Source organism: Bacillus cereus group sp. N21, assembly GCF_016483395.1.
Classification (GTDB): Bacteria; Bacillota; Bacilli; order Bacillales; family Bacillaceae_G; genus Bacillus_A; species Bacillus_A pseudomycoides.
The window spans coordinates 1-247 of record NZ_JAEHBX010000399.1 but is presented as its reverse complement, the minus strand read 5'-3'; the positions used below and the strand labels follow the sequence as shown (position 1 = coordinate 247).

Sequence of the window (247 nt, the reverse complement as noted above, 5' to 3'; positions counted from 1 at the left end):
GTATTAGGAGATGAATATAGTTCCATTATCGAAAAAGGCTTCAAAGAAAGATGGGTAGATCTTGCAGATAATGTAGGCAAATCAACAGGAGCATTTTGTTCAAGTCCATATGGTTCTCATCCATATATTTTAATTACATGGCAAAATACGATGCGCGGATGCTTCACATTAGCACATGAATTTGGTCATGCTGGGCATTTTTATTTAGCAAATAAAAACCAGCGCATTATGAATGTACGTCCATCTA

The 247-nt window shown here is 36.0% G+C and carries 1 protein-coding gene; it reads left to right on the top strand.

The genetic code is table 11. The features are described from left to right. Window positions 1-247, top strand: a 247-nt coding sequence (locus tag JDS96_RS31375; protein WP_242480045.1) for a M3 family metallopeptidase, incomplete at both ends; no start/stop codon positions are given.